This window comes from Kitasatospora viridis (assembly GCF_007829815.1).
GTDB classification, from domain to species: domain Bacteria; phylum Actinomycetota; class Actinomycetes; order Streptomycetales; family Streptomycetaceae; genus Kitasatospora; species Kitasatospora viridis.
Genome location: NZ_VIWT01000001.1, coordinates 3,798,532 through 3,822,511 on the forward strand (window position 1 = coordinate 3,798,532; position 23,980 = coordinate 3,822,511).

Here is a 23,980-nt window from a genome sequence, read left to right on the forward strand (position 1 = left end):
TATCCTTTGGCACAACGGGTCCCGGGGCCCGCAATGCGCCGCGCCGCCCGATCGGACTGCCAGGCTTGGCCCATGGGATTCCTCTCCGGGCTGCCGCTGATCGGGCCGGCGGTGGCCGCAGTGCGGCGCAGCCGCCCCTTCCGGGTGTACCTGCACTTCTCGGCGGCCAAGGGCAACCGGCTGGCCGGCGCTGTCACCTTCTTCGGGTTCCTCGCGCTGTTCCCGCTGTTGACGGTGGCGCTGGCGGTGGCCGTCTCCACGCTCAGCCCGGGCCAGGTCGACTCGCTCAAGCACCGGATCGCCGACCAGGTGCCGGGGCTGGCCGACGCGCTCGGGCTGGACTCGCTGATCGCCAACGCGGCCACCGTCGGGCTGATCGGCGGGGTGCTGCTGCTGGCCTCCGGGCTGGGCTGGGTCGACACCATGCGCGGTTCGATCCGGGACGTCTGGCAACTGCCCGAGGGCGACGGCAACTTCCTGCGGAACAAGCTCGCCGACTGCCTGGTGCTGCTCGGGCTCGGCCTGGTCTCGGTGGTCTCGCTGGGCGCCTCGGCGGTGGCCACCAAGCTGGCGGGGCGGCTGGCCGACGCGCTCGGGCTGGCCGACCGGGGGCCCGGGCACTGGCTGCTGGCGGCGGCCGGCTTCGTCATCGCGGTCGGCGCCGACCTGCTGCTCTTCCTCTACCTGCTGGGTCCCTTCCCGGGGATCCGGCACGAGCGGCGCCGCGACCTGCTGCGGGCCGCGCTGATCGGGGCGATCGGGTTCGAGCTGCTGAAGCTCGGGCTCTCCTCGTACCTGGGCTCGGTGGCCGGCAAGAGCCTGTACGGCGCGTTCGGGGTGCCGGTGGCGCTGCTGCTGTGGATCAACTTCGTCTGCCGGCTGCTGATGTACTGCGTGTCCTGGACGGCGATGGGCGACCCGGAGGCGGCCCGGGCGCGGGCCCGGGCCGCCGCGGAGGCCGCCTACCGGGCGGCCGGCGAGCTGGGCACCGGGCCGCGCCAGCCGGCCTGACGGCGGATCAGCGCCGGCCCACCGCGGTGGCGCCGCCGGCCTGCGGGTCGGGGGCGGGTTCGTCCGTCCGGCGTGCGGCGCGGCGGCGCCGGGCCAGCGCGGCGGCCAGCTCCCGGCGCCGGTGGTTGAGCAGCCAGCCGGCCGCGGCCGCGCAGAGCGTCAGGGCGCCCAGCACCGCCCAGCCCTCCGGCCCGAGCACCCGGGCGCCGCGCCCGGGGTAGCGGCCGGCCACCGGGCGGCCGGGCGCCGGCAGCGCCTGCGGCCGGCCCTGTGCCTGCGCCTGCGTCCGCGCCTGGTCCGGCGCCGGCGGTGCGGCCGGGGCGGCGCTCGGCGGGGCGGCCGGTGCGGCGGAGGAGAGCGCGGCCGGTGCCACCAGGGCGCCGATCGGGCGGGCCCGGGCGCCGGCCGCGAAGCCCCAGTCGAGCAGTTCGGCGGTCTCGTCGTACACCTTCATGTAGGTGTCCGGGTGCATCACGGCGACCAGCAGGGTGCGCCCGTCGCGCTGGGCGGCGCCGACGAAGGTGGAGCCGGCGTTGGTGGTGTAGCCGTTCTTCACCCCGATCAGCCCGGGGTACTTGCCGAGCAGCCGGTCGGTGTTCTGGATGCCGAAGGTGCCGCGCTGGCCGGTGGTCCGGTCCACCGCGCCGGGGAACTGGGCGTCCTTGGTGGCGCAGTAGGAGCGGAAGTCGGCGTTGCGCAGGCCCTCGCGGGCGAACAGGGTGAGGTCGTAGGCGGAGGTGAGCTGTCCGTCCTCGTCGTAGCCGTCCGGCGAGACCACGTGGGTGTCGGCCGCGCCGAGCTCCCGGGCCTCGTCGTTCATCTGCCGCACGGTCTCGTCGACGCCGCCGTTCATGTGGGCCAGCACGTGCACCGCGTCGTTGCCGGAGCTGAGGAAGACCCCGCGCCACAGGTCCTCGACCTTGTAGTCCAGGTCCTCCTTGATGCCCACCAGGCTGCTGCCCTGGCCGAGCCCGGCCAGCTCCTCGGGCGCCACGCGGTGCACGGTGCCGCGGTTGAACTTGGGCAGCACGGTGTCGGCGAAGAGCATCTTCAGGGTGCTCGCCGGGGGCAGCCGCAGGTGCGGCTGGTAGGCGGCCAGCACGTCGCCGGTGTCGGCGTCGGCGACCAGCCAGGACTTCCCGGTCAGGTCGTCCGGCAGCCGGGGCGCCCCTTGGGCCAGTGAGACCTGTACGTCCGTCAGCCCCAGGCGTGCGCCGCCGACGGCGGCCGGCTGGGCCCCGGGCAGCGGGGGCGGCTCGGCGGCGGCGGTGCCCGGGCCGGCCAGCAGCAGCGCCGCGGTCAGCGCCACCACACATCGGGTCGTACGACTCATCTGGTGATCATTCGAATACACACGGTGTCCATACCCGGTCCAACGCCCGGCGCCCGGCCGCGCCGCCACCATCCCCCGCACGGGTACCCCCGACTGGGCCGAACGGCCGCCCGCCCATACTGGACCCATGAAGCTCAGCCGCCGCACCTCCTGGTTCCTCGTCGCCTTCGGCGTCTGGTCCGTCATCATCTGGACCACCTTCGTCAAGAACCTCTGGGCCGACTCCGCCCACCAGGCCTTCACCGACGGGAACCACTCCCACCCCACCGCCTTCTTCTGGATCCACCTCGCGCTGGCCGTCACCTCCTTCGCGCTCGGGCTCGTGGTCGGTTCGGTGGGCGTGCGGGGGCTGCGCGTGTCGCGTGAAGGAAACGCGTTGCCCGAGTCCTGAGCAGCTGTCAGAGTCCTCCTGTTTCATGCGTCGTACGCACGATCGATGGGGACTCGACTTGAACACTGCTACTTCCCGGCTGCTCGCCGCGGGCGGGGTGCTGGGGCTGGCGGCCGGGCTGGCCGTCGCGCCCGCGGCCTACGCGGACGGCACCACCCTGGCGCTGACCGACCCGCGGGTCACACCCGCGCCGGTGGTCGCGGGCGACGGCACCACTACCCAGGCCTGCGACGGCAGCACCCCGGGTTGGATCGGTGCCACCGGCGCCACTCCGACCCTCTCGGTCGGTGTGCAGGCCCCGGCCTCGGTCACCGAGCAGCCGCGCTTCCGGGTGCTGGACGAGACCGGCGCGACCCCGGTCACGCTGGTGGAGAACCAGGCCGCGCCGGTGGTCAACGGCACCGCCTCGCTCGGCCTGACCGGCCTGCAGAACGGGCACACCTACACCTGGCGGGCACACCTGATCGCGGCCGACGGCAGCCGCGCCGTGGGACCGTTCTGCTCGTTCAAGGTGGACACCACGGCGCCGACCGTCAGCGTCAGCTCGACCGACTTCCCGGCCTCCGGCTCGACTGCCGCAGCGACCAAGTACGCGGGCCAGACCGGCATCTTCACCCTCTCCGGCCTCGACCCGGCCCCGGCCGGCGGCGCGGCCTCGGGGGTGGCCTGCTTCCGGCCGGTGCTGAACGGCTCTCCGTCGGTCTTCCACTGCGGCGACCCGGGGACCGTGGTGCCGGGGGCGGACGGGACCGCGAAGCTTTCCTACAAGCCGACCCAGTGGGGCACCAACGTGCTTCAGGTCCAGGTGATGGACAACGCGGGGAACGTGGGTGCGGCGAGCTACTCGTTCTACGCGCTGTCCAACCCGAACCCGCCGCAGGCCCCGGGCGACGTGGACAACGACGGGATCCCGGACATCGTGCTGCCGGACGGGGCGGGCAACCTCCAGGTGATCAGCGGTCAGGCGACCAGCACCACGCCGACCACGGTGGTCCCCGCGAACCAGGCGCCGGGCGGAACCGGCTGGGGGCCGTTCCAGTTCGCGCACCGGGGCTGGGACAACACCGCTCCGGCCGACACCGTCTTCGCCCGGGACACCCGCGGCGGCACGATCTACGTGTACCGCAACTTCGGTTCGCTGGACTTCTCGGGCGGAGCGGAGGTTCTGGACCGGCCGAGTTCCTGTGCTGACGTCGACGAGAAGCCGATCAGCTGCCCGGCCGACTACACCCAGGACTGGTCGGCGGTCGAGCAGTTCGTGGCGCTCGGCCCGGCGGACAAGTTCGGCGGGCAGGCACCCTGGCTGCTCACCGTGGAGCACGGCAACCTGTGGCTCTTCGGCGACGGCCAGCTGCAGTTCGGCACCGAGAACGCCCAGCAGCTCACCACCTCGGGCAACTGGAGCAACTACGACCTGGTCGCCCCCGGCCAGGACGCCAAGGGCAACCTCTCGCTCTGGGCCCGTGACCGGGCCACCGGCGAGCTGCACGCCTACCCGCTGCCGCTGAAGGCCAACGGCATCGCCGACTTCTCCGCGCTGGCGGACCCGACGGCTCACGGCACCGGCGCGTTCTTCACCACCGCCGCCTACCCCACCCTCGGCAGCTCCGGCGACCTGGACGGCGACGGCAACCCCGACCTGTGGGCCGTCACCGCGGACCGTCACCTGGACGTGTTCAACGGCTGGACCGCCCCCAGGGACCTCGGCGTCCTGAAGTAACCGCGGGAACGCCTGAGGGCCCGTCCGGTGGATACCGGACGGGCCCTCAGTACGTGACCACGGATCAGAAGCGGCGCGTCACCAGGGCGCGCTTGACTTCTTGGATCGCCTTGGTGACCTCGATGCCGCGGGGGCAGGCCTCCGAGCAGTTGAAGGTGGTGCGGCAGCGCCACACGCCCTCGCGGTCGTTGAGGATCTCCAGGCGCTGCTCGGCACCCTCGTCGCGCGAGTCGAAGATGAAGCGGTGCGCGTTGACGATGGCGGCCGGGCCGAAGTACTGGCCGTCGTTCCAGAAGACCGGGCAGGACGAGGTGCACGCGGCGCACAGGATGCACTTGGTGGTGTCGTCGAAGCGCTCGCGGTCCTCGGCGGACTGCAGGCGCTCGCGGGTCGGGTCGTTCCCCTTGGTGATGAGGAACGGCATGACGTCCTTGTACGCCTGGAAGAACGGGTCCATGTCGACCACCAGGTCCTTGAGGACCGTGAGGCCCTTGATGGCCTCGATGGTGATCGGCTTCTCCGGGTCGACATCCTTGATCAGGGTCTTGCACGCCAGCCGGTTGCGGCCGTTGATCCGCATGGCGTCCGAGCCGCAGATGCCGTGCGCGCAGGAGCGGCGGTAGGTCAGGGTGCCGTCCTGCTCCCACTTGACCTTGTTGAGCGCGTCCAGGACGCGCTCCTTCGGGTCCATCAGGAGCTGGTAGTCCACCCACACCGGGTCCGGGTGCTCCTCCGGGTTGAACCGGCGGATCCGCAGGGTCACGGTGATCAGCTGGACCGCGCCGGACTCGGCCGCGTCCAGCGCCGCCGAGTGCGGCGCGTCGATCGTGGGGGCGCTCATCAGTACTTACGCTCCATCGGCTGGTAGCGGGTCGTGACGACCGGCTTGTAGTCGAGGCGGATCGAGGTGCTGCCGTCCTCGGCAACCTCCTGGTACGCCATGGTGTGCTGCATGAACTTCACGTCGTCACGGGTCGGGAAGTCCTCGCGGAAGTGGCCGCCGCGCGACTCCTCGCGGGCCAGCGCGGAGACGACCAGCACCTCGGCCAGGTCGAGCAGGTTGCCCAGCTCGACGGCCTCCAGCAGGTCGGTGTTGTAGCGGAAGCCCTTGTCCTGGATCGCCACGTTCTTGTAGCGCTCGCGCAGCGCCGCGATGTCCTCGCTGGCCTGCTTCAGGGTGGCGCCGGTGCGGTAGACCATGGCGTTGACGTCCATGGTCTCCTGCAGCTCCTTGCGGATCTGCGCGACCGACTCGGTGCCGGTGGACTCGCGCAGGCCGTCGACCAGGGCCTGCACCTTCTCGGCCGGGTCGGCGGGCAGCGCGACGAACTCGTTGTTGCTCGCGTAGTCCGCGGCGGCGATGCCGGCCCGCTTGCCGAACACGTTGATGTCCAGCAGCGAGTTGGTGCCCAGGCGGTTGGCACCGTGCACCGAGACGCAGGCGACCTCGCCGGCCGCGTACAGGCCCGGGACGATGTCGGTGTTGTTGCGCAGCACCTCACCCTCGACGTTGGTCGGGATGCCGCCCATGGCGTAGTGCGCGGTGGGCTGGATCGGGATCGGGTCCGTGTAGGGCTCGATGCCGAGGTAGGTGCGGGCGAACTCGGTGATGTCCGGGAGCTTGGCGTCCAGCTGCTCCGGCGGAAGGTGCGTCAGGTCCAGGTAGACGTGGTCGCCGTCGGGGCCGCAGCCGCGACCCTCGCGGATCTCGGTGTAGATCGCGCGGGAGCAGACGTCACGGGACGCGAGGTCCTTCATGACCGGGGCGTAGCGCTCCATGAAGCGCTCGCCGTCCTTGTTGCGCAGGATGCCGCCCTCGCCGCGGGCGCCCTCGGTGAGCAGGATGCCCATGCGCCAGATGCCGGTCGGGTGGAACTGGAAGAACTCCATGTCCTCCAGCGGCAGGCCGCGGCGGTAGACCAGCGCCTGGCCGTCACCGGTGAGGGTGTGGGCGTTGGAGGTCACCTTGTAGAACTTGCCGGTGCCGCCGGAGGCGAAGACCACCGACTTGGCCTGGAAGACGTGGATCTCGCCGGTGGCCAGCTCGTAGGCGACGACGCCCGCGGTCTTGCCGTCGTTGATCAGCAGGTCCAGGACGTAGAACTCGTTGAAGAACTCGACGCCGTGCTTGACGCAGTTCTGGAACAGCGTCTGCAGGATCATGTGGCCGGTGCGGTCGGCCGCGTAGCAGGAGCGGCGGACCGCGGCCTCGCCGTGGTTGCGGGTGTGACCGCCGAACCGGCGCTGGTCGATCCGGCCGGCCTCGGTGCGGGAGAAGGGCAGGCCCATCTTCTCCAGGTCGAGGACGGCGTCGATGGCCTCCTTGCACATGATCTCGGCGGCGTCCTGGTCGACCAGGTAGTCACCGCCCTTGACCGTGTCGAAGGTGTGCCACTCCCAGTTGTCCTCCTCGACGTTGGCGAGGGCGGCGCACATGCCGCCCTGGGCCGCGCCGGTGTGGGACCGGGTGGGGTAGAGCTTGGTGAGCACCGCGGTGCGGCTGCGCTGCGTGGACTCGATGGCCGCGCGCATGCCGGCGCCGCCGGCGCCGACGATGACGGTGTCGTACTGGTGAATCTGCATGAGAGTTGACTCGCCTCTGGTCCTGCGCCGATTAGATGTTCGGGTCGAAGGTGAAGATCACCAGGGTGCCGAGCAGGACCGTGAAGACGGTCGCGGCACCCATCAGGGTCTTCAGCCAGAGCCGGGTGGAGTCCTTCTCCGCGTAGTCGTTGATGACTGTGCGCATGCCGTTGGCGCCGTGGAGCATGGCGAGCCAGAGCATCAGCAGGTCCCAGCCCTGCCACAGCGGAGAGGCCCAGCGGCCGGCGACGAAGGCGAAGTTGATCTTCGACACGCCGCCGTCCAGGAGCAGCATGATGATCAGGTGGCCCAGGATCAGGACCACCAGCACCACGCCGGACAGGCGCATGAAGAGCCAGGCGAGCATCTCGAAGTTGGTCCGGGTGCGGCGCGGGGTCTTCTTGGTGCGGACCCGGGGCGGCTCGATGACGAAGGCGTCGGCGGGGTTGCCGGTGCCCAGGCCCTTGCCGGTGTGCGCCTGCGAGGAGGAGACCAGCTCCACGTCGGTGGTGTCAGTGGACATGCCGGATCACTTCCCGAACCAGGTGAGCAGGGTGTGCTGCAGGATGCCCCAGAACGCCCCGGCCATCAGGACCACCCAGATGCCGACGACGCTCCACAGCATCTGCTTCTGGTACTTGGGGCCCTTGGACCAGAAGTCCACCGCGATCACGCGCAGACCGTTGAGCGCGTGGAACAGGATGGCGGCGGTGAGGCCGTACTCCATCAGGTTCACCAGCGGGGTCTTGTACGTCGAGATGGTCGAGTCGTACGCCTGTGGCGAGACCCGCACCAGTGCGGTGTCCAGGACGTGGACGAGCAGGAAGAAGAAGATGAGGACGCCAGTGACTCGATGAGCCACCCAGGACCACATGCCTTCGCGGCCGCGGTACAGCGTTCCAGCCGGCACGGAAAACCCTCCGGAAGCGGTTGAAGGGCTCGGCCGGCTTCGGTGTCGGTCAGCCCGGCCGGGTACGGTCCACCGGCCGCGGTCATCCTATCGACGCCGCTGAGTGAACCGCCTCCGGGGGGTTTGAGTGTGATCAATCAGGCACGCACGGGCTAATGGCTCGGCTTTAACGGCCTTTCGGATGACGCACAGTCACCAGCGCACCGGAGTAGCGTGACGGGCCCGACCCCGTTCGTCCCCCGAGGCCGCCATGCCGCTGTGCCCCCGTCCGCTCCTGCCGGCCCTGCTGGCCCTCCCGCTGCTGCTGGCCGGCTGCGCCACGGTCCGGCCGGGGCCGGCCGGCGACGCGGCCGGCGCGTCGGCCACCGCGTCGGCGGGGCGGGTGCTGACCGCGGCCGAGCTGCGGGCGGCCGCGGTGACGGCGGCCGACCTGGGCGGCGGATACACCGTCAGCCTGCTGCCGGCCGGTCAGGGCGGCCCGCCGGCCGGGGCGGTGCAGCGCCGGGTCTCCGACGTGCCGGCCTGTCAGCCGGTGCTGGACGCGATCGGTCCGGGCGACCCGGCGGCGGCCCCGGCGGCCGAGTCCGACCTGACGTTGACCCGGACGGCGGCCCCCCGGACGGCCCTCTACGTCGGCCTGCTCGGCTACCCGGCCGGCCGGGCCGCGGCGCTGCAGTCGATGCTGGACCAGGTGCTGGCGCAGTGCGCCTCGTTCACCTCGGGTGTGCCGGGCGTGCCCGGGCGGACGCACCACCAGCTGGCCCGGGCGGAGCAGCCGAGCGGCGACACGCCCACGGACGGGGGAGCCGACGCGCTGACCGGATTCACCCTGCTGAGTGGTGACGGGGCGGGCGCGCTCTCCCAGCGGGCCGAAGTGGCCCGGGTCGGCACGGTGCTGGCGGTCTTCTCCACGGTCGGCACGGCGAAGGAGCCGGCCGGTGCGCCGGACCCGGCGGCCGTGCGGGCGCAGACCCGCCGGCTGCGGGCGGCCCAGGGGTGATCGATCCGGCCCGGGCCGCCGGCGGTCAGGCGGAGCTGCTGCTCGCGACCAGGTGCTCCAGCCGGTGCAGCGCGATCCGGCGCAGTTCCTCGGCGGCCACCAGGCGCTCCTCGTCCGGCTCGTTGGTCAGCCGGGTGCGGATCGAGGTGAGCACGGTGTCCAGCATCTCCTCCGGTTCGATGCCGAAGAGGCTGACCACGAAGACGTGGCCGAACCGGGACTCGTAGGCCGCGTGCGCCGCCCGCAGGGCGGTGTGCGCGGCCTGGCTGCCGGGTGCCCGCATGCCGAGCAGCGGCTGCGGCATCCAGCTCTCGTCGGCCAGCGCCTCGGCCAGGTCGCTGGGGCGCAGGTCGTAGGAGGCCTCGCTGGCCGCGGCGAGCAGGGACTCCAGGTCGGGGTAGGGGCGGTGGGCGGTCAGCCGCAGGGCCCAGCGGTGGCTGCCGCAACAGGCGAGCAGGGCTTCCTCGGCCGCGCCGGGGTCGGCCTCGTTGAAGCGGTGCAGGCCGACCGCGGGGAGTGCGGGGCAGTCGGCTTCGGTCGGGCGGGGTGCGGGGATACCGACGTGATCAGGGGAGTGGTCAGTCGGGATGTCGCTGGCCAGCGGGTCCTCCTCAGGAGGGCGGGTGGGCATGAGGGTGAGCACAGTGAGGTCGTAACCAGCATGGATCACGGCAGGACGCGGACGGGGTCGCCCACGCGGGGCCGTGCTCCTCCCGGGCAGCGCCACCACGGTAGTTGAGCGCTCATCAGTTGGGGAGGGTGCTGGCCGAATTCACCCTGACGAGCTATCAAGTTGTGACCGGCGGGCGACCGGACCATGAACGGGACCGGCCCGGGCTACTCCGGTTCAGGCGGGGCAGCTGGTGCCCTCGGCCGGCAGCGTGCCGCTGACCAGGTACGCGTCGATCGCCGCCGTGGTGCAGGCGTTCCCGCTGCCGAAGGCCGCGTGCCCCTGGCCCTGACGGGTCAGCAGCACCCCGTCGGCGAGCCCGGCGGCCAGGTTGACGGCCTGCTGGTACGGGGTGGCCGGGTCGTCGGTGCTGCCGACCACCAGGATCGGCGCGCTGCCCTCGGCCCGGACGGTGTGCGGGCGCTCGGTGGTCCGGTACGGCCAGTCCGCGCAGCCCGGCAGCGCCAGGTCCTGCGCGGTGGTGTCCCGGTTGAGCAGCGGGGCCTGCGTCTTCAGCGCGGTGAGCGCCTGCTGGACCTGCTGCGGGTCGGGCGCGACGGCTGGCGAGTCGGCGCAGCTGATCGCGGTCTGCGCGTCGTCGGAGGCGGTGTAGTGGCCGTTCAGCCGGCCGTTGTAGCCGTCCGCGGCGGCCAGCAGCTCGGACCCGTCGCCCCGTTGCATCGCGGCGGCGAGGGCCGAACGCAGTTGGGGCCAGGCGGTGTTCTGGTCGCCGTAGAGGAAGAGCAGGGTGCCGGTCCAGCCGAGCGTGGAGGTGAGCTTGCGGTGGTCCGGGTCGCCGGTGGCCAGCGGGTGGTCGCGCAGTCCGTCCAGGAACTCGGCGGCGCGCTCGCCGGCGGCGGCCGGGTCGGTGCCCAGCGGGCACTGGTCGGCGTGCCGGGTGGCGCAGTCGGCGGCGAAGGCCTCCAGCGACTTCTCGAAGCCGATCTGCTGGCTGACCGAGGTCTGCAGCCGGTCGGCGGCCGGGTCCACCGCGCCGTCCAGCACCAGCCGGCCGGTGTTCTGCGGGAACTGCTCGGCGTAGAGCGCGCCCAGGTAGGTGCCGTAGGAGACGCCGAGGTAGTCCAGCTTGGGCTGGCCGAGGGCCTGGCGCAGCGCGTCCATGTCCCGGGCGGTGCTGCGGGTGCCGACGAACGGCAGCAGCTTGCCGGCCGCCTTCTCGCAGGCCGCCGCGTACTGCTCGGCCTTCTGGGCCTGCCGGGCGGCCCGGGCGTTCGGGTCGGCCGGGTCGTCCTGCTGGTCCTGGGCGTCCCGCTGCCGGTCGGTCAGGCAGTGGATCGGCGAGCTGGCGCCGGTGCCGCGCGGGTCGAAGCCGACGATGTCGTAGTGGTCGTGCAGCGGGCCGGTGAAGAGCGCGCCGTCGTCGCGGACCATGGCGACCCCGGACTCGCCGGGGCCGCCCGGGTTGACGACCAGTGAGCCGACCCGGTGCGCCGGGTCGGCGGCCGGCTGGCGGATCAGCGCCAGCTCCAGCGTGTCGCCGCCCGGTCTGCTCCAGTCCAGCGGCACCCGCAGCTCGCCGCACTGCAGGCCGCCGCCGCAGTCGGTCCAGCGGATCGCCCCGGCGGCGCCGGCGCCGGCAGCGGCCGAGGGGGTCGGGCCGCTGGTGCAGCCGGCCAGCAGCAGCGCGCCGGCCAGCACGGCCGGCGCGAGTCGCCGCAGCTGACGCCGCCGCAGCGGCCCGGAGGACACCCGCTAGTCCCGGTGCACCTTGTAGTTGGAGGCCTGGGCGCGCGGCCGGACCACCAGCAGGTCGATGTTGACGTGCGAGGGCCGGGTGACCGCCCAGGCGACGGTGTCGGCGATGTCCTCCGAGCTGAGCGGGTGGGCCACGCCCTGGTAGACGGCGGCGGCCTTGGCCTCGTCGCCGCCGAACCGGGTGAGCGCGAAGCCCTCCGACTTCACCATGCCGGGGGCGATCTCGATCACCCGGATGGGCTCGCCCACCAGCTCCAGGCGCAGGGTCGCGGCGATGGTGTGCGCGGCGTGCTTGGCGGCCACGTAGCCGCCGCCGCCCTCGTAGGCGGCCAGCGCGGCGGTGGAGGAGAGGATCAGCACGGTGCCGTCGCCGCTCTCCCGCAGCGCCGGCAGCAGCGCCTGGGTCATGTGCAGCACGCCCAGCACGTTCACCTGGTACATCGCCAGCCAGTCGGCCGGGTCGCCCTTCTCCACCGACTCCGCGCCGAAGGCGCCGCCGGCGTTGTTGACCAGGACGTCGACCCGGCCGACGGTGCGGGCGAACTCGTCCACCGCCGTCCGGTCGGTGACGTCCAGGGTGATCGCGCTCGCGGTGCCGCCCGCGGCCTCGATCTCCTTGGCCAGCTCGGTGATCCGCTCGGTGCGCCGCGCCGTCAGCACCACCGAGAAGCCCTCGGCCGCCAGCCGCCGCGCGGTCGCCGCGCCGATCCCGCTGCTCGCGCCGGTGACCACCGCGACCTTCTGACCGGTACCCATCGCCGTACTCCCCGTCGTGTCTGGTTGGAGTCCTGTCCGCTGCCATCATCGCAGCAGCCGGTAAGCAAGGTTCCGGAAGGTCGAACTCTCTGGAGGTTCCATGGCGCCCGAACCACGCCGCAGCGAGTCGGGGTTCCCGATCGAACCGCTCTACGGGCCCGCCGAGCCCGTCGAGCGGCTCGGCGCGCCGGGGGAGTACCCGTTCACCCGCGGCGTCTACCCGTCGATGTACACCGGCCGGCCGTGGACCATGCGCCAGTACGCCGGCTTCGGCACCGCCGCGGAGTCCAACGCCCGGTACAAGCAGCTGATCGCCAACGGCACCACCGGCCTCTCGGTCGCCTTCGACCTGCCCACCCAGATGGGCTACGACTCGGACGCGCCGGTCGCGGCCGGCGAGGTCGGCAAGGTCGGGGTGGCGATCGACAGCGTCGAGGACATGGGCGTGCTGTTCGACGGCATCCCGCTCGGCGGGGTCTCCACCTCGATGACCATCAACGCGCCCGGCTCGCTGCTGCTCCTGCTCTACCAACTGGTCGGCGAGTCGCAGGGGGTGGCGCCCCGTCAGCTGACCGGCACGATCCAGAACGACGTGCTCAAGGAGTACATCGCCCGGGGCACCTACATCTTCCCGCCGGCGCCCAGCCTGCGGCTGGTCGCCGACGTGTTCCGGTACTGCCGGGCCGAGATCCCGAAGTGGAACACCATCTCGATCTCCGGCTACCACATGGCCGAGGCCGGTGCGGACCCCGCGCAGGAGATCGCCTTCACGCTGGCCAACGGCATCGAGTACGTGCGCACCGCGGTGGCCGCCGGGATGGACGTGGACGAGTTCGCGCCCCGGCTCTCCTTCTTCTTCGTGGCCCGCAGCACGCTGCTGGAAGAGGTGGCCAAGTTCCGTGCCGCCCGGCGGATCTGGGCCCGGCTGATGCGCGACACCTTCGGCGCGAAGGACCCCAGGTCGCTGATGCTGCGCTTCCACACCCAGACCGCGGGGGTGCAGCTGACCGCGCAGCAGCCGGAGGTGAACCTGGTCCGGGTCACCGTCCAGGCGCTGGCCGCGGTGTTCGGCGGCACCCAGTCGCTGCACACCAACAGCTTCGACGAGGCCATCGCGCTGCCCACCGAGAAGGCGGCCCGGCTGGCGCTGCGCACCCAGCAGGTGCTCGCCCACGAGACCGACGTGACCGCGACGGTCGACCCGTTCGCCGGCTCCTACGCGGTCGAGGCGATGACCGACGAGCTGGAGGCGACCGCGGTCGCGCTGATCGAGCGGATCGAGTCGATGGGCGGGGCGGTGGCCGCGATCGAGACCGGCTACCAGAAGTCGGAGATCGAGCGCACCGCCTACCGGGTGCAGCAGGAGACCGACTCCGGCGAGCGCACCGTGATCGGGGTGAACCGCTTCCAGCTCGCCGCCGAGGAGCCCTACGAGCCGCTGCGGGTGGACCCGGCGATCGAGGCCCGGCAGGTCGAGCGGCTGGCCCGGCTGCGCGCCGAGCGCGACCGCGCCGCGGTGGACCGCGCGCTGGCCGCGCTGAGCCGGGCGGCCGAGGGCAGCGACAACGTGCTCTACCCGATGAAGGAGGCGCTGGCCGCCCGGGCCACCGTCGGCGAGGTGAGCGACGCGCTGCGCGCGGTCTGGGGCACCTACACCCCGGTGGACCGGTTCTGACGGAGCATCAAGAGAGCGGGGCGTCAAAAGAAGTGGGGCCCGCGGCCGGATCGGCCGCGGGCCCCACTGTCACTGCGTCAGGTGCTTACTGCTGGTCGCCCTGGCTGTTGTCGTCGCCCTGGGCGTTGTCGGCCTGGTGGCCGCCCAGGTGCAGCGCGAAGGACTTGAAGAAGCCGGTGCCCGGGGTGCCGACACCGGTCGCGGTGTCGTAGCCCTTGGCGGCCGACAGGCCCTGGTCGGCGCCGAGCTTGTAGAGCCGGACCCGCAGCTGGCCGTTGACGGTGCCCAGGTCCACCACGTTGCCCCGCTTGGTGTGCACCGCGGAGTCGTTGACGTCGTGGAAGGCGCGGGTGCCGGCCCGGTCGTAGAGCGCCGGGTTGGCGAAGCCGACCGGACGGCCGCCGCGGTCCTGGATCACGTCCGCCATCATCGCCGCGAACTCCGGCGAGGAGACCGAGGTGCCGCCGTAGCCGCCCTCGCTGTAGGCGCCGCCGGCCGGGGTGTAGCCGACCAGGGTGGCCGCCACCAGGTCACCGCTCATCGCGACGTCCGGGGTGGCGCGCAGCGGGGTGGCCGACTTGGTGCCGTCCGCCGCCACGGTGGAGATGGAGTCCGGCACCACGCCCTGCTGGTACCACGGCTGCTGGACGTCCTTGGAGACGCCGCCGCCACCACCGAAGTAGAAGAAGCCGGGCATCGGGGACCAGGACTTCTGGTCGGTGGAGAGCACCGAGCGCTGGTCACCCATGGAGACCTCGTGCCCGTAGGTGCCGCTCTTGTCCTTCAGCTCCAGGGCGGTGCCGCCGACGCCGGTGATCCACGGCGAGGCGGAGGGCCACTGGGTCTGCGCCTGGTTGGTGTCGGCCTGGCAGTTGACGCCGGTCGCGGCGGCGGTCGGCGAGTTGTCGCCGCAGTCGCCGGCCGAGGCCATGAAGGTGATGCCCTCGGCCGCGCCCAGCTCGAAGACCTGGTTGTCGGCCGCGATCACGGCCGGGTCGAGGTCGCCGCTCTTGCCGTGCATGATCTCGCCCCACGAGTTGGAGACGACATCGGCCAGGTGGTGGTCGACGATGTTGGTCAGCGCGGCGGTCAGGTCCTGGTCCTCGCAGGAGTTGGCGCCGACGTAGACCACGTTGGCGTCCGGCGCGAGGCCGTGCACCATCTCGACGTCCAGCGCCTCCTCGCCCGACCAGTCGCCGCAGTCGGCCTGGTGCACCCACTGCGACGGGGTGACGACCTCGGAGTACTGGCCCGGGGCGAACGGCTGGTCGCCGTGCGCGGTGGAGAACTTGTTCGCGTCGGCCTGCATGGTGCCCAGCGCGTAGGCGTCCACGATGGCGACCCGGGCGCCCTTGCCGGTCAGGCCCGACTTGGTCACGCCGTAGGCCTTGCGCAGCTGGCTCGGCACGTAGGAGCAGGGCGCGAAGGGCTCGTTCTTCTCGTAGCCGACCGGCGCGCCGTAGGCGGTCTTGGAGCCGTAGCCGTTGTCCGAGCAGGTCGGGTCGGCGGGCAGGGTCTTCGGGGCCTTGGTGTCCGCGCCGGCACCCGCGCCCGTGACCTCGGCGGCGGCCTGGGACACCGCGTGCGAGGAGGCCTTCTGCACCGAGTCGGCCAGGCCCTCGACGGCCAGCACCGAGCCCGCGACCTGGGCCGGGACCACCGCGTCGGTGGCGGGGGCCTTGTGCACGCCCTCCGGGGTCCGGTAGTCGCGGAACTGGGTGCCCATCGCCTTGGTCAGCTGGTCGGTGGTGCCGCTGACGTCGATGTAGTGCTGGGTGGTCGAACTGATCGTCAGACCGGCGGAGGTCAGCCACTGGCTGACGGCCTTGACCTGCTCCTGGCTGGCGCCGAACTGGGCCTGCACCTGGTCGGCCGAGAGGAACTGGCCGTAGAACGGCGAGTTCGGGTCCGACACGCCCTTGGCGTAGGCGTCCAGACCGGCCTGGTCGCGGCTGGCCAGGTAGACCCGGGCGGAGGCGGCGGTGCCCGCGGGCACCGCGCCGGCGTCGGCCTGGGGGGTCGCCCAGTCCGGGTGGGTGCCCGGCAGCGCCTTGGCGGAGCTGGCGACGGGCCCGGTCGGGCCCGGGTCGGCGATCGCCGGGGCGGCGATCGCGATCGGGCCCAGGACGAGGGCGGCAGCGGCCGGAGCCGCCACGGCTATCCGGGCGAGCCGGCTGCGATTGGTCGGCACGTGGGTTCCCCACTCTCACTTGGGTCACCGCGCCTGCGGGGGCGGGCGGGTGACGGCGTCTCGGGCGTACTTCGTGGGCATCGCCCGGACGCGGGCAGGACGGATCGCGCCGCCGCCTCGGCGACTGCCGTGGGCGGTGGTGCGGGGTTTGACTGTGCGGACGTTGTCTATTCGTTCGAATGCGCGTAGCTCAAGACTTCGCCTGAACTTTTTGCCATCCCATGACCTGACCGTCCGGATCCTGATACGCGGCGGTCATCCGGCCGTCGTGAGCCGGTCATGTGGGGCGGGCATGCGGGCTGACCGGGCGTTACTCACCGGGGCCCGTCTCGTTGCACAGGTTCATCGACCTGGGCGCGCAGCGGCAGGGAAGGCGGCTGAAACGTGATGTCATACCCAACCGCAGGCCTCGTATGCGCCAATTCGGGGAGTGATTCGGCTGAAGTCAGGCCAAACCCTCGCCGCGCCCATAGTCTTGTTGAGGTGAACCGTCCTCATGCATTGACGCTCCGTTCGCGGGTGGCGGCACTGGAGGCCGAGCTGGTCGCCTTCCGCCGCGACCTGCACCGCCATCCCGAGCTGGGCCGTCAGGAGTTCCGCACCACGAAGAAGTTGACGGACCGTCTGGTCGCGGCCGGCCTGTCGCCGAAGGTGCTGCCCGGCGGCACCGGGCTGATCTGCGACCTGGTCCCGCCCGGCACCCCGGCCGGCACCGAGCTGATCGCCTTCCGGGCCGACATCGACGCGCTGCCCATTCCGGACGCCAAGACCGAGGTGCCGTACCGCTCCACGGTGCCCGGCCAGGCCCACGCCTGCGGCCACGACGTGCACACCACGGTGCTGCTCGGCACCGCGCTGGTGCTGGCCGAGGCGCTGCGGGACGGCCGGCTGACCCGGCCGGTGCGGCTGATCTTCCAGCCCGCCGAGGAGGTGATGCCGGGCGGCGCGCTGGACGTGATCGCGGCCGGCGGCATGGCGGGGGTCGGACGGATCTTCGCGGTGCACTGCGACCCGAAGGTGGAGGTCGGGAAGATCGGCCTGCGGGTCGGCGCGATCACCTCGGCCTGCGACGCACTGGTGCTCAGCCTGGACGGGCCGGGCGGCCACACCGCCCGCCCGCACCTGACCACCGATCTGGTGACGGCGGTGGCCCGGCTGGCCGCCGACCTGCCCGGCGCGCTGGCCCGCCGGATGGATCCGCGCTGGGGCGTCTCGCTGGTGTGGGGCCGGATCGAGGCGGGCTCGGCGCCCAACGTGATCCCGCAGCACGCCGAGCTGGAGGGCACCGTGCGCTGCCTGGAGCTGGAGGGCTGGCGGCGGGTGCCGGACCAGCTGGAGGACCTGATCCCCACGATGGCCGAAATCCACCGGGCCAAGTGGAGCCTCGACTACAAGCGCGGGGTCCCGCCGGTGGTGAACGAGGTCGAGTCGATCGACCAGCTCGATACGGCGATGAGGCGTCAGTTCGGTGTGCGAGGTGAAGAAGTCGTGGAGGCCACCGAGCAGTCGCTCGGCGGCGAGGACTTCTCCTGGTACCTGGAGCACGCCCCCGGGGCGCTGGCCCGGCTCGGCGTCCGGGGCCCGGACGAGACCCAGTCGCGCGACCTGCACCAGGGCCGGTTCGACGTGGACGAGCGGGCGATCGGCATCGGCGTGGAGCTCTTCGCCTCGCTGGCACTGGAACACGCCCGGCTCTGATCCGAGGTTCGGGTCGGGCCGCCGGCCGGGCGCGGGTCGGGGTGTCAGCCCGACTCGGGGCCGGGTGTGAGCGAGGGCATGTCGAGGTCGCGGACCGGCGCCGTGGGAGACTCGGGGGCGTGCTGTGCGGTGATCACCGCCGCATAGCACAACCCTCGTGCCACGGTTTGATAACAACCCGAATGGCCGGGTGCCCTGTAATAAAACCGTGTTCTACGCGCGTTACGGTGGCGTCCAATCACGCCATACGGGTGTTGTGTAGAAGGAGATATTCCCTTGCGCCGTTCAGTAAAGCTCGCCGCGGTGGTGCTCTCGGGCTCCCTCGGCATCGCCTCGCTCGCCGCTTGCGGCGCAAAGGCCAACACCAGCTCCCCGTCCGCCTCCGGTGGCTCCGGCCTGAAGGTCGGCATGGCCTACGACGTGGGCGGCCGCGGCGACCAGGGCTTCAACGACTCCGCCGCCGCCGGCCTGGACAAGGCCAAGGCCGACTTCGGCATCACCACCAACGAGGCCGAGGCCAAGACCGGTGAGTCGGACGCCGACAAGCAGCAGCGCCTGGAGAACCTGGTCACCGCCGGCTTCAACCCGATCATCGCCGTCGGTTACACCTACCAGCCCGCGGTCGACAACGTCGCCAAGGAGCACCCGAACGTCAAGTTCGCGATCATCGACTCGGACGACCCCAGCCAGCCGTCCAACGTGACCTCGCTGGAGTTCACCGAGCAGCAGAGCTCCTACCTGGCCGGCATCGCCGCCGCCCTGAAGACCAAGACCAAGCAGGTCGGCTTCATCGGTGGCGTGCAGTCCGAGCTGATCAAGAAGTTCGAGGCCGGTTACCGCGCCGGTGTCGCGTCGGTGGACTCGAACATCAAGGTCGACGTCACCTACCTGAGCACCCCGCCGGACAACAGCGGCTTCGCCGACCCGGCGAAGGGCAAGTCCGCCGCGCAGGGCCAGCTGGACAAGGGCGACGACGTGATCTACGCCGCCGCCGGCGCCTCCGGCACCGGTGCGATCCAGGCCGTGGCCGCCAAGCAGGGCGCGTGGGCGATCGGTGTCGACACCGACCAGGCCAAGCAGCCCGCGCTGAACGCCTACAAGAACTCGATCCTGACCTCGGCGCTGAAGAACGTGAACACCGCGGTGTACTCGTACATCCAGAGCGTCAAGAACGGCCAGCCGGAGACCGGCATCCAGCGCTTCGACCTGAAGTCGGGCGGTGTGGGCCTCGCCACCACCGGCGGCAACATCGACGACATCAAGTCCAAGCTGGACGCCGCCACCCAGCAGATCGTCTCCGGCGCGACCCAGATCCCGACCGCCCCGCCGGCCGGCTGAGTCAGCGTCACCCAGGCAACACCGCAGTAAGTCACGAGTACGAGGGAGGGGCCCGGTGGGTCGCGCGCGAGCGCACTCCGCCGGGCCTCACCCGTCTTCGGATCGCCATCCCCGGCGCCCGCCGCGCGCTCCCGCGGCCCGCGCACCCCACCGGCCTCCCCCCGGCGCAACGACGCGCCCCGCCGAACACCAGGAGATCGCCATCAGCGCATCCAGCCCCTCCCCCACCAAGGGAGGCAACCCCGGCGCGGGGACCGCGGCCGTCGAGCTGCGCGGGATCACCAAGCGCTTCCCGGGTGTCGTGGCCAACCACGACATCAACCTCACCGTCCGCACCGGCACCGTGCACGCCCTGATGGGTGAGAACGGCGCGGGCAAGTCGACCTTGATGAAGATCCTCTACGGCATGCAGCGGCCGGACGAGGGCACCATCGCGATCAACGGCGAGCAGGTCGAGTTCGCCACCCCCGGCGACGCGATCGCCCGCGGCATCGGCATGGTCCACCAGCACTTCATGCTGGCCGACAACCTGACCGTGCTGGAGAACGTGGTGCTGGGCGGCGAGAAGCTGCACGGCATCGGCGGCAAGGCCAAGGCGAAGATCAAGGAGATCTCCGACCAGTACGGCCTCGGGGTCCGCCCGGACGCCCTGGTCGAGGACCTCGGCGTGGCCGAGCGCCAGCGGGTGGAGATCCTCAAGGTGCTCTACCGCGGCGCCCGGATCCTGATCCTGGACGAGCCCACCGCGGTGCTGGTGCCGCAGGAGGTCGACGCGCTCTTCGACAACCTGCGCGAGCTCAAGGCCGAGGGCGTCACCGTCATCTTCATCTCGCACAAGCTGCACGAGGTGCTCTCGGTGGCCGACGCGATCTCGGTGATCCGCCGCGGCACCACGGTCGGCGACGCCGACCCGAAGCAGGTGACGGCCCGCCAGCTGGCCGAGCTGATGGTCGGCAGCGAACTGCCCAACCCGGAGAGCCGCGAGTCCACCGTCACCGCGACCGAGATGCTCAAGGTCGAGGGCCTGCGGATCGCCAAGCCCGATGCCGAGGGCATCGAGCGCGTGGTGCTGGACGACATCTCGATGACCATCCGCAAGGGCGAGATCCTCGGCGTCGCCGGCGTCGAGGGCAACGGCCAGGCCGAGCTGGTCGAGGCGATCATGGGCATGCTCCCGCTGGACGCCGGCACCGTGGTGCTGGACGGCCGGGACCTCACCCCCGCGCTCACCCGGGCCCGCCGCGAGGCCGGCATCGGCTACATCCCCGAGGACCGCCACCGGCACGGCCTGCTGCTGGAGGCCCCGCTCTGGGAGAACCGGATCCTCGGCCACGTCACCGAGGCGCCCAACTCCAAGGGCTTGCGGCTCGACCCGGCCGCGGCCCGCCGCGACACCGAGCGGATCGTGCGCGAGTTCGACGTGCGCACCCCCGGCATCGAGGTCACCGCGGCCTCGCTCTCCGGCGGCAACCAGCAGAAGCTGATCGTCGGCCGGGAGATGAGCCACCGGCCCAAGCTGCTGATCGCCGCCCACCCGACCCGCGGCGTGGACGTCGGCGCGCAGGCGCAGATCTGGGGCCAGATCCGCGAGGCCCAGCGCGAGGGCCTGGCGGTGCTGCTGATCTCCGCCGACCTGGACGAGCTGATCGGCCTGTCCGACACCATCCGGGTGATCTACCGCGGCCGCCTGGTGGCGGACGCCGACCCGGCCACCGTCACCGCCGAGGACCTCGGCACCGCGATGACCGGCGCGGCCGCCGGCCACATCGAGTCCGACGAGGCGGCGCTCGCCGAGGCGGCCGTCGTCGCCGAGGAGGAGCTCGGCAAGCTCGACGTCCCGCTGGCGGAGGCCATCGAGGACGCCGTCGCGGACTCCGCCGAGGGTGCCGCCGAGGACGCTGCCGAGAGTGCCGCGGAGGGCACCGGCGGGGACGCCGCCGAGGGCACCACCACCACCGAGACCGCCGGCGACGACGCCGAGGCGGGGGAGTGACCGACATGACCACTTCGACCGAATCCTCCCCCGGCCTCCGGCCGGGCGGTGCCCCCAGGCGCGGCCGGCTCCAGCGGATCGACCGCGAGCGGCTGGTGCTGGCCATCGCGGCCCCCGTGCTGGCCGTCCTCGTCTCGGTGGCGATCTGCTGCGTGCTGCTCGCCGCCGCCGGCTACAACCCGTTCGACGCCTTCCGGGTGATGAGCAACTACGGCTTCGCCTCCAACGGCCAGGTGGCGATCCTGAACAAGGCGACCACCTACTACATCGCCGGCATCGCGGTCGCCTTCGGCTTCCGGATGAACCTGTTCAACATCGGTGCCAACGGCCAGTACCAGCTGGGTGCGCTGTTCGCCGCCTACGTCGGTGGCGCGGTCAACCTGCCCTCGTTCATCGAGATCCCGCTGGTGCTGGTCACCGCGATGCTGGTCGGCGGCTTCTGGGCGGGCATCGCCGGCGTCCTCAAGGTCACCCGCGGCGTCAACGAGGTCATCTCGACCATCATGCTGAACGCGATCACCACCGGTGTGATCGGCGTGCTGCTGGTGCCCGGCCGCTTCGCGCCGGAGATCAAGACCGGCAGCAGCAACAGCATCCAGACCAAGACGATGGCCGCGTCCAGCGACTTCTTCACCTTCAACACCAACGGTGGCAAGCTCTACGGCTTCATCATCATCGCGGTGCTGCTCGGCGTGCTGTTCCAGCTCACCCTGAGCCGCACCCGGTTCGGCTTCGACCTGCGGGCCACCGGCCGCTCGGAGGAGGCGGCCGGCGCCAGCGGCGTCAACGTCAAGCGGATGGTGCTGATCAGCATGTGCGTCTCCGGCGCGCTCGCCGGTCTGATCGGCATGCCCGACCTGCTCTCCGCGGACACCGGCCACTTCTTCGGCCAGAGCGTCCAGGCCGGTGTCGGCTTCACCGGCATCGCGATCGCCCTGCTCGGCCGCAACACCCCGATCGGCATCGCCTTCGCGACCCTGCTCTGGGCCTTCCTGGACGCCACCGCCGGGCAGCTGTCGACGAGCAACTACCCGCCCGAGATCGTCAACGTCATGCAGGGCACCATCGTCATCTGCGTGGTCGTCGCCTACGAGCTGGTCCGCCGCTTCGGCATCAAGCGCCAGCAGCAGAAGGTCGGCGCTCAGCTCGCCGCCCAGGCCGCCGCCGCGGCGAAGAAGGAGGTAGCGGCATGAGCACCGCAACCGAGACCCGTCCCAAGCCGGCCGGCAAGACCCCGGCCAAGGGCAACCGCAAGCTCTCCTGGCCGATGGCGCTGCTGCTGTCCGCCGGCATCCTGGTGCTCTTCTCGGTGGTCGGCATGATCACCGGGAACCACAGCCTGACCTCCTCCGACCAGATCGCCGCCGCCCTCGGCGCGGCGGTGCCGATCGGCATGGCCGGCCTCGGCGGCCTCTGGTCCGAGCGGGCCGGCGTGGTCAACATCGGCCTCGAAGGCATGATGGTGGCCGGCACCTTCGCCGGCGCCTGGACCGGCTACCTGGTCAACCCCTGGGTCGGCCTGCTGGCGGGCATGGCGGCCGGCGCGCTCGGCGGCCTGCTGCACGCGGTGATCACCGTCGGTTTCGGCGTGGACCACATCGTCTCCGGCGTCGGCATCAACCTGCTGATCCCGGGCCTGTGCCTCTACATCAACCGGATCTACTACCAGGACTACGTCAACGCCGGTGCCGGTGCCTCGAAGTCGCCGCCGACCCCGCCGCTGCCGTACATCACCGTCGAGCACCTGTCGCAGTGGCTGGGCACGATCGAGAAGCACCACTGGTTCGTGCTCTCCGACCTGGCCGGCGTGCTCGGCGGCCTGGTGACCAACATGTCGGTGGTGACGCTGATCGCGATCGCCATGCTGGTGATGACCTACTTCGTGCTCTGGCGGACCACCTTCGGCCTGCGGCTGCGCTCCTGCGGCGAGAACCCGGTCGCCGCCGAGTCGCTGGGCGTCAACGTCTACAAGTACAAGTACATCGCGGTGATCGCCTCCGGTGCCTTCGCCGGCCTGGGCGGCGCCTACCTGTCGATGGTCGCGGCCAGCGTCTACCAGGACGGGCAGACCGGCGGCCGCGGCTACATCGGTCTGGCCGCGATGATCTTCGGCAACTGGCTGCCCGGCGGCCTGGCCACCGGCGCCGGCCTGTTCGGCTTCACCGACAGCCTGCAGCTGCGCGACCCGAGCTCGGTGCACGTGCTGCTGCTGGTGATCGCGATCGTGCTGGCGCTGATGGGCCTGTGGAACCTCTACCGGCGCAAGTGGGTCGGCGCGGCGGTCACCCTGGTGCTGGCCGGCGCGGTGGCGCTCTGGTACTCCAGCACCTCCACGGTGGAGCGCCCGCTGATCGTCGCCTCGCCGTACGTGATCACCCTGGTGGTGCTGGCGCTCTCCGCCCAGCGGCTGCGCCCGCCGAAGGCGGACGGCCAGATCTACCGCAAGGGCATGGGCAAGTGACGACCGGGCAGGTGACGGACCCCCGGCTCGTCGACTGGGAAGCGCTGCGCGCGGCCGCCCGGGACGCGATGTCCCGGGCGTACGCCCCGTACAGCAAGTACCCGGTCGGTGCCGCGGCCCTGGTGGACGACGGCCGGGTGGTCACCGGGTGCAACGTGGAGAACGCCTCCTACGGGCTCGCGCTGTGCGCCGAGTGCGGCCTGGTCTCCGCGCTGCACGCCGGCGGCGGCGGCCGGCTGGTCGCGTTCACCTGCGTGGACGGTGCCGGGCAGCTGCTGATGCCGTGCGGGCGGTGCCGCCAGCTGCTCTACGAGCACGGCGGTCCGGAGCTGCTGGTCGAGCTGCCGAGCGGGATCAAGCCGATGACCGAGGTGCTGCCGGACGCGTTCGGTCCGGAGCGGTTGTAGCGCGGGTCGGTCCGGAGCGGTTGTCGCGCGATCGACTCGGAGCGGCTGTAGTCAGCAGCACTGTGACGCGCGTAGAGTGACGAGTGGGGCGGCCTGAGCAGTGGGCCGCCCCACTCGTCTCTTCCTG

At 71.8% G+C, this 23,980-nt stretch carries 20 protein-coding genes; 11 read left to right on the forward strand and 9 right to left on the reverse strand.

Annotation, left to right across the window (positions count from 1 at the left end; all coding sequences use genetic code 11):
• The first annotated feature begins 72 nt into the window (after positions 1 to 72).
• Entirely contained in the window at positions 73 to 1,011 is a 939-nt protein-coding gene (locus FHX73_RS17040) for a YihY/virulence factor BrkB family protein (RefSeq protein ID WP_145905807.1), read from the forward strand.
• Between the two features lie 7 nt (positions 1,012 to 1,018).
• On the opposite strand, the gene FHX73_RS17045 is transcribed toward FHX73_RS17040, so the two are convergent.
• Positions 1,019 to 2,344 (reverse strand): D-alanyl-D-alanine carboxypeptidase family protein, encoded by a 1,326-nt coding sequence (locus tag FHX73_RS17045; RefSeq protein ID WP_246213569.1) that lies wholly within the window; start codon positions 2,342 to 2,344, stop codon positions 1,019 to 1,021.
• A gap of 127 nt (positions 2,345 to 2,471) precedes the next feature.
• On the opposite strand from FHX73_RS17045, the gene FHX73_RS17050 reads away from it, so the two are divergent.
• Complete coding sequence (locus FHX73_RS17050; protein ID WP_145905809.1) at positions 2,472 to 2,735, forward strand: SCO4848 family membrane protein; 264 nt, start codon at positions 2,472 to 2,474, stop codon at positions 2,733 to 2,735.
• Between the two features lie 58 nt (positions 2,736 to 2,793).
• Complete coding sequence (locus tag FHX73_RS17055; RefSeq protein ID WP_145905810.1) at positions 2,794 to 4,455, forward strand: hypothetical protein; 1,662 nt, start codon at positions 2,794 to 2,796, stop codon at positions 4,453 to 4,455.
• Between the two features lie 64 nt (positions 4,456 to 4,519).
• On the opposite strand, the gene FHX73_RS17060 is transcribed toward FHX73_RS17055, so the two are convergent.
• From FHX73_RS17060 to sdhC, 4 genes are read right to left on the reverse strand one after another with little or no spacing between them, the layout of a single operon-like run.
• The gene (locus tag FHX73_RS17060) at positions 4,520 to 5,296 is read right to left on the reverse strand and encodes a succinate dehydrogenase iron-sulfur subunit (RefSeq protein WP_145905811.1); all 777 of its coding nucleotides are present in this window, start codon (positions 5,294 to 5,296) and stop codon (positions 4,520 to 4,522) included.
• Positions 5,296 to 7,038, reverse strand: coding sequence for a succinate dehydrogenase flavoprotein subunit (gene sdhA, locus FHX73_RS17065; RefSeq protein WP_145905812.1), 1,743 nt, complete (start codon positions 7,036 to 7,038; stop codon positions 5,296 to 5,298). Before sdhA ends, FHX73_RS17060 begins: the two co-directional genes overlap by 1 nt.
• A 31-nt stretch (positions 7,039 to 7,069) precedes the next feature.
• The gene (sdhD, locus tag FHX73_RS17070) at positions 7,070 to 7,561 is read right to left on the reverse strand and encodes a succinate dehydrogenase, hydrophobic membrane anchor protein (RefSeq protein WP_145905813.1); all 492 of its coding nucleotides are present in this window, start codon (positions 7,559 to 7,561) and stop codon (positions 7,070 to 7,072) included.
• A gap of 6 nt (positions 7,562 to 7,567) precedes the next feature.
• Positions 7,568 to 7,948 (reverse strand): succinate dehydrogenase, cytochrome b556 subunit, encoded by a 381-nt coding sequence (gene sdhC, locus FHX73_RS17075; RefSeq protein WP_145905814.1) that lies wholly within the window; start codon positions 7,946 to 7,948, stop codon positions 7,568 to 7,570.
• 250 nt (positions 7,949 to 8,198) lie between these two features.
• Here sdhC and FHX73_RS17080 point away from each other — a divergent pair, with 250 nt between their 5' ends.
• Entirely contained in the window at positions 8,199 to 8,948 is a 750-nt protein-coding gene (locus FHX73_RS17080) for a hypothetical protein (protein WP_145905815.1), read from the forward strand.
• A 25-nt stretch (positions 8,949 to 8,973) separates the two neighbouring features.
• Here FHX73_RS17080 and FHX73_RS17085 read toward each other — a convergent pair whose 3' ends face one another.
• From FHX73_RS17085 to FHX73_RS17095, 3 genes are all read right to left on the reverse strand, one after another.
• On the reverse strand, positions 8,974 to 9,579 hold the full coding sequence (locus FHX73_RS17085; protein WP_145905816.1) for a 2-oxo-4-hydroxy-4-carboxy-5-ureidoimidazoline decarboxylase: 606 nt from the start codon (positions 9,577 to 9,579) through the stop codon (positions 8,974 to 8,976).
• Between the two features lie 216 nt (positions 9,580 to 9,795).
• A complete protein-coding gene (locus tag FHX73_RS17090) occupies positions 9,796 to 11,328 on the reverse strand; it encodes an alpha/beta hydrolase (protein ID WP_246213570.1) in 1,533 nt (510 codons plus the stop codon).
• Positions 11,329 to 11,331: 3 nt separating this feature from the next.
• Positions 11,332 to 12,090: an SDR family oxidoreductase gene (locus FHX73_RS17095; protein ID WP_145905817.1), complete on the reverse strand. Its 759-nt coding sequence runs from the start codon at positions 12,088 to 12,090 to the stop codon at positions 11,332 to 11,334.
• A gap of 100 nt (positions 12,091 to 12,190) precedes the next feature.
• Here FHX73_RS17095 and FHX73_RS17100 point away from each other — a divergent pair, with 100 nt between their 5' ends.
• Positions 12,191 to 13,765 carry an acyl-CoA mutase large subunit family protein gene (locus FHX73_RS17100; protein ID WP_145905818.1) on the forward strand — a complete coding sequence of 525 codons (1,575 nt, stop codon included), beginning with the start codon at positions 12,191 to 12,193 and terminating at the stop codon, positions 13,763 to 13,765.
• An 85-nt stretch (positions 13,766 to 13,850) separates the two neighbouring features.
• On the opposite strand, the gene FHX73_RS17105 is transcribed toward FHX73_RS17100, so the two are convergent.
• Positions 13,851 to 15,956 carry a S53 family peptidase gene (locus FHX73_RS17105; protein ID WP_145905819.1) on the reverse strand — a complete coding sequence of 702 codons (2,106 nt, stop codon included), beginning with the start codon at positions 15,954 to 15,956 and terminating at the stop codon, positions 13,851 to 13,853.
• A gap of 501 nt (positions 15,957 to 16,457) precedes the next feature.
• Between FHX73_RS17105 and FHX73_RS17110 the strand changes: the two genes are divergently transcribed.
• The 6 genes from FHX73_RS17110 to FHX73_RS17135 all read left to right on the forward strand — a co-directional run bounded on the left by FHX73_RS17110 (position 16,458) and on the right by FHX73_RS17135 (position 23,853).
• A complete protein-coding gene (locus FHX73_RS17110) occupies positions 16,458 to 17,654 on the forward strand; it encodes an amidohydrolase (protein ID WP_246213571.1) in 1,197 nt (398 codons plus the stop codon).
• A 276-nt stretch (positions 17,655 to 17,930) separates the two neighbouring features.
• On the forward strand, positions 17,931 to 18,992 hold the full coding sequence (locus tag FHX73_RS17115; RefSeq protein WP_145905821.1) for a BMP family lipoprotein: 1,062 nt from the start codon (positions 17,931 to 17,933) through the stop codon (positions 18,990 to 18,992).
• 355 nt (positions 18,993 to 19,347) lie between these two features.
• Entirely contained in the window at positions 19,348 to 20,985 is a 1,638-nt protein-coding gene (locus tag FHX73_RS17120; protein WP_246213848.1) for an ABC transporter ATP-binding protein, read from the forward strand.
• A gap of 5 nt (positions 20,986 to 20,990) precedes the next feature.
• Positions 20,991 to 22,178, forward strand: coding sequence for an ABC transporter permease (locus tag FHX73_RS17125; protein WP_145905822.1), 1,188 nt, complete (start codon positions 20,991 to 20,993; stop codon positions 22,176 to 22,178).
• Positions 22,175 to 23,446, forward strand: a complete 1,272-nt coding sequence (locus FHX73_RS45635; protein ID WP_145905823.1) for an ABC transporter permease — start codon at positions 22,175 to 22,177, stop codon at positions 23,444 to 23,446. The genes FHX73_RS17125 and FHX73_RS45635 overlap by 4 nt, the downstream gene beginning before the upstream one ends.
• On the forward strand, positions 23,443 to 23,853 hold the full coding sequence (locus FHX73_RS17135) for a cytidine deaminase (RefSeq protein ID WP_425461391.1): 411 nt from the start codon (positions 23,443 to 23,445) through the stop codon (positions 23,851 to 23,853). The genes FHX73_RS45635 and FHX73_RS17135 overlap by 4 nt, the downstream gene beginning before the upstream one ends.
• The last annotated feature ends 127 nt before the right edge of the window (positions 23,854 to 23,980 follow it).